This is a genomic window from Clostridium tarantellae (assembly GCF_009295725.1).
In the GTDB taxonomy this organism is placed as follows: Bacteria; Bacillota; Clostridia; order Clostridiales; family Clostridiaceae; genus Sarcina; species Sarcina tarantellae.
On the sequence record NZ_WHJC01000296.1, the window covers coordinates 1 to 4,072 of the forward strand.

Annotated in this window: 4 protein-coding genes; 1 reads left to right on the forward strand and 3 read right to left on the reverse strand. The window is 23.8% G+C overall.

Translation table 11 applies throughout. The annotated features are described in order from the left end of the window. Positions 1 to 216: 216 nt before the first annotated feature. The 3 genes from GBZ86_RS13385 to GBZ86_RS13395 all read right to left on the reverse strand — a co-directional run bounded on the left by GBZ86_RS13385 (position 217) and on the right by GBZ86_RS13395 (position 3,203). Entirely contained in the window at positions 217 to 1,497 is a 1,281-nt protein-coding gene (locus tag GBZ86_RS13385) for a DUF1576 domain-containing protein (protein ID WP_152891444.1), read from the reverse strand. Between the two features lie 177 nt (positions 1,498 to 1,674). Next, entirely contained in the window at positions 1,675 to 2,028 is a 354-nt protein-coding gene (locus GBZ86_RS13390) for a hypothetical protein (protein ID WP_152891446.1), read from the reverse strand. A gap of 497 nt (positions 2,029 to 2,525) precedes the next feature. Continuing rightward, entirely contained in the window at positions 2,526 to 3,203 is a 678-nt protein-coding gene (locus tag GBZ86_RS13395; RefSeq protein ID WP_152891448.1) for a uracil-DNA glycosylase, read from the reverse strand. A 212-nt stretch (positions 3,204 to 3,415) separates the two neighbouring features. Here GBZ86_RS13395 and GBZ86_RS13400 point away from each other — a divergent pair, with 212 nt between their 5' ends. Then, positions 3,416 to 4,012, forward strand: coding sequence for a hypothetical protein (locus GBZ86_RS13400; RefSeq protein ID WP_152891450.1), 597 nt, complete (start codon positions 3,416 to 3,418; stop codon positions 4,010 to 4,012). Positions 4,013 to 4,072 lie beyond the last annotated feature (60 nt).

The following is a 4,072-nucleotide window of genomic DNA, read 5'->3' on the forward strand; positions in this document are numbered from 1 at the left end:
ACTATTCATAGAACCAAATTCCTCCTGTGTTTTATTAGTATTGGTTGTATTAATAGTTTGCACAGTTTTTAGGAATTTGGTTCATTTTTTATAAAATTAATTTTTAATTACTTGTAAAGTGGTGTTATATATAAATATTAAATAAAAAATGGCTCATACTTTATTAATGAAGATGAGCCATTGCTATTTTATAACCATAGAATTTTATAAAAATTTTTATCTGAAAATTTTTAAATCTATATTTTTTATAGAAGCAATTACAGGAATCATAAGCATAGCTACAAAACCACAAGCTAAGCCGTTGTTATATAAATTTAAACCTCCATGCATATAACCAACATTTGATACAATAAATACATGAATAAATCCTGCAATTATTCCATATTTCCATCCAAAATATCCTGATATAGGGGCAAGTCCTGTACTAAACATTATTGCTACTACAGTTGAAGGGGAATTTATAGCAGATATACTAACAATAGCAGCCAAACTAGCACCTATCATTACAGGAATAACATTTATAATATTTTTACCAAAGCAACCAAAACCTATCATTGTAAAAATTGCGCCCATAGTAGGTCCATTTAGATCACCTTTGATTAAAAGTACAAAAGAGGTAGAAATTAAACCTAACAACCCCATATTAAAGTAACAACTTGAATTATAATTAAAGAAAAAATCTGAGGGCATCTTTCCATGACTATTATTTATGCTTTTAAAATCAGAAAAAATTTTTTTTCTATCTTTACCTATTATCAGACTACAAAATATAAAATAGATACTTATACCAAACATGATTAATGCAAAAATAGTATTATTTCCAGAATACCATAAAAGTCTTATATCAAAATCATGACCTACAGCTCTTAATAAAGAGGTTACTGCCATAGCTATTATTCCACCAGCAAATCCAATATTATACAAATTGAATCCGAAGTGAACATTTATACAGTGTTCAGCTATTGGAGGAAGAATGAAACCTATGCATATTCCTACTAAAAAACCTATTAATAAACCTAACATTATATGAACTCCAGAAAAAAATGAAAATAAGCTAACAGTTGGAGCAAGGCTAGTACCAAGTATAGCAGTAACAATATACTTACTTAAAGGTTCATCTTTAAATTTAGAATATAGCCATACACCTATTAATATAGGCCAAACATTAAATATGTTTTTACCAAACATTGCAAACCCAGTAAGAAGCCATAAGGCCATTATAGTTCTACCAGATGCTTTACAATTAAAATGAATAAAGAAATATATACATAGTAAGCCTAATAAAGATAAGTTGATAAAGGTTGCACCAATGCCAGCAAGATAAATATAATCAGTAATAAGAATATCAGAATTTATAATTATTTTAATTAATCCTGATAAAATTTCAGTAGGGCTATTTGCAAAAAAAGCAAATATAATTAATAGAATATATAAAATTACATGTATAATATATGCTGTTTCAATTTTTTTTCTCAGCAATAAATAATCACTCCTCATTTTAGTTATTTTATTAAGTAGCTTTTAGTAAGTTAAAAAATAGATTATTTGTAATTTTTTAATCATACAATAATTATATTACATTATATGATAATATTGTGTAGTTTTATAGAGTTTTTTTAAAATTATATAAAATAAAAGCATCAATAATTTAATATTGATGCTTTAAATAAAGAATTAATTAAATAATTCAGTAGATTTTTTTACTACTACAAGTGTTTTTACAAGTATGTTATTATTTGCATTTAAATTTTCAAAAGTATTAGTCTTATCCATTAAGCTTTTAACTGCTGAAAAATTAGAGTTTAATATTGAAGTCTCATTTGAGGAATTTATTAAGTTTTCATTTAAATTATTTAATCTAGTCATATTTAAGGGTTGATGAAGTGTTTGAAATTGTGAAATAGAATTTGGTTTAAATATTTCAAAATCATTATTTGTCATTGTAATAAAAGTTCCTTTACAATTATCAGGTAAATCTAAAGGAACTAGTTTAAAACTATCATTTTCATATTTAAAATTATTATTCATTTATTATTACCGTTGCCAAAAATCTATAAACATCTATAAATCGTGTTTAATTTCTTATTCATCCTATCCTATTTTATAATGAATAAATTCATATACTAATTTCGTTTGATGTAATAGTCCAAAGGCTTAAATTGCCATACAACGCATGGTGCATATACAAGCTATCTTCATAATTATATTTCTTATATTTACTTGATTATTGCTAATCACAACCATATGAGATTTTTTATTGATACTAATACCCTTAAGATTCTATTCCATGATTATGATACTTTCGAATATATGGGATTTACAATAGCTTGTTATATGCTAAAAGTAAGTTGTAGTATAAATTTTATTATTTATAGAAATGACAACTTCCTCCTTTTCTTTATAAAATCTTTATTAGTTTTTTATAAGTTTTTATATATTTTTCAACAGTTACTTTCCTCTATTATAAATAAATTATTTATAGATAGTATATTCTTATAATTTTAAAAGTTTCCTATAAAATTCTTTTATAAATCAGATATTTGCCAATCTATAGGAGTTTTATTTATAGATTTTAGAAATTCATTAGTTTTTGAAAATGGTTTAGAACCAAAGAAGCCCCTTGAAGCAGATAAAGGACTTGGGTGAACAGATTTTATAATATGATGATTAGGATTGGTTATAATTTTACTTTTTGAAATTGCATTATTTCCCCATAGTATAAAAACAATAGGGGTTTCTCTATTATTAAGAAGTTCTATTATTTTATCTGTAAAAATCTCCCATCCCTTACCCTTATGAGAATTTGCGTTGCCAGCACGTACAGTAAGTACTGTATTAAGCAATAAAACACCTTGGGAAGCCCATTTTTCTAAAAAGCCATTATTAGGAATATAACAACCTAAATCACTATGTAATTCTTTAAAAATATTTTTTAAAGAAGGTGGAACTGGTACTCTAGGTAATACTGAAAAACTAAATCCATGAGCTTGATTTGGTCCATGATATGGATCTTGACCAATAATAACAACTTTTACATCTTTATAATCAGTATAATGAAGAGCATTAAATATATTTTCCATTTGCGGATAAATAGTATATGTTCTATACTCATTTATGAGAAATTGTCTTAAATTTAAATAGTATTCTTTTTGAAATTCTTCTTTAAGTAAATCATTCCAACTATTTTTAAAATTAACAGCCATAATATAAAATCCTTTCTTTTTATAAATATTTAATTATTATTTTATATCATAATTAAATAAATTAAAACTTTTATAAAAAAGTAAAAGTATGATTTAAATTGAAATAATTAGAAAAAGCTATAAAGCAAATAGTTAATTTTGTAATGTTGACAAAGGCTATAAACAACATATAATTTAAAGTATTAATGATTATATGAAAGAAGGCATGAGTTATGAATAAATTAAATTTATTTATAGAAAATTTATGTGGTATTTTCAGTAATGATAAACAGATAGAGTTTGAAAAGAAAAAAGGAAAGATAGAACATCCTAAAGCTAAGCATATAAATGGTATATGTAATAGTAAAATTAAAAATTTACCTAAAAATTTTAAAGGCTATTTTATTATAGAAGAAAGCTATTATGAAAAAAAATTTGAACATAAAAAAAATTTGAAAATTAAAAAAGATTCTGTAAAAACAATAGAACCTCATTTATTTTTGTTCACAGAGAATGAAAAAGGAAAAATAGTTTTAAATTCTTATGAAATACCATCAGATATTGCAAAACAAGACTTTAGAAATGATAACAAACACTTAGAACTAGATTATAATGAACTTAATCTTTCTAAAAAATTTACACCAATAATATATAATGAAACAAAAGATGGAGAATTTGTAGGGGAAGGTGAAAGTGATTTTGCACCAGGAGTTAAATTTATATTAAAAGAAAAAATATTAAAAGATATATTAATTGTTAGTGAAATATTAAAAAAAGATGGACATATAATTTTTGGATGGGAAGATCCTATAATATATATTAAAGAATAAATTTTAATTTTATAAAGTTTATTATAAGAGGCATTAAAGATTAGTTTTTTAAGCCTCTTT

Bases quoted from the DNA above. Each gene is read 5' to 3' on its own strand.
- GBZ86_RS13385 (WP_152891444.1), bottom strand. From the start codon at position 1,497: ATGAGGAGTGATTATTTATTGCTGAGAAAAAAAATTGAAACAGCATAT.
- GBZ86_RS13390 (WP_152891446.1), bottom strand. From the start codon at position 2,028: ATGAATAATAATTTTAAATATGAAAATGATAGTTTTAAACTAGTTCCT.
- GBZ86_RS13395 (WP_152891448.1), bottom strand. From the start codon at position 3,203: ATGGCTGTTAATTTTAAAAATAGTTGGAATGATTTACTTAAAGAAGAA.
- GBZ86_RS13400 (WP_152891450.1), top strand. From the start codon at position 3,416: ATGAATAAATTAAATTTATTTATAGAAAATTTATGTGGTATTTTCAGT.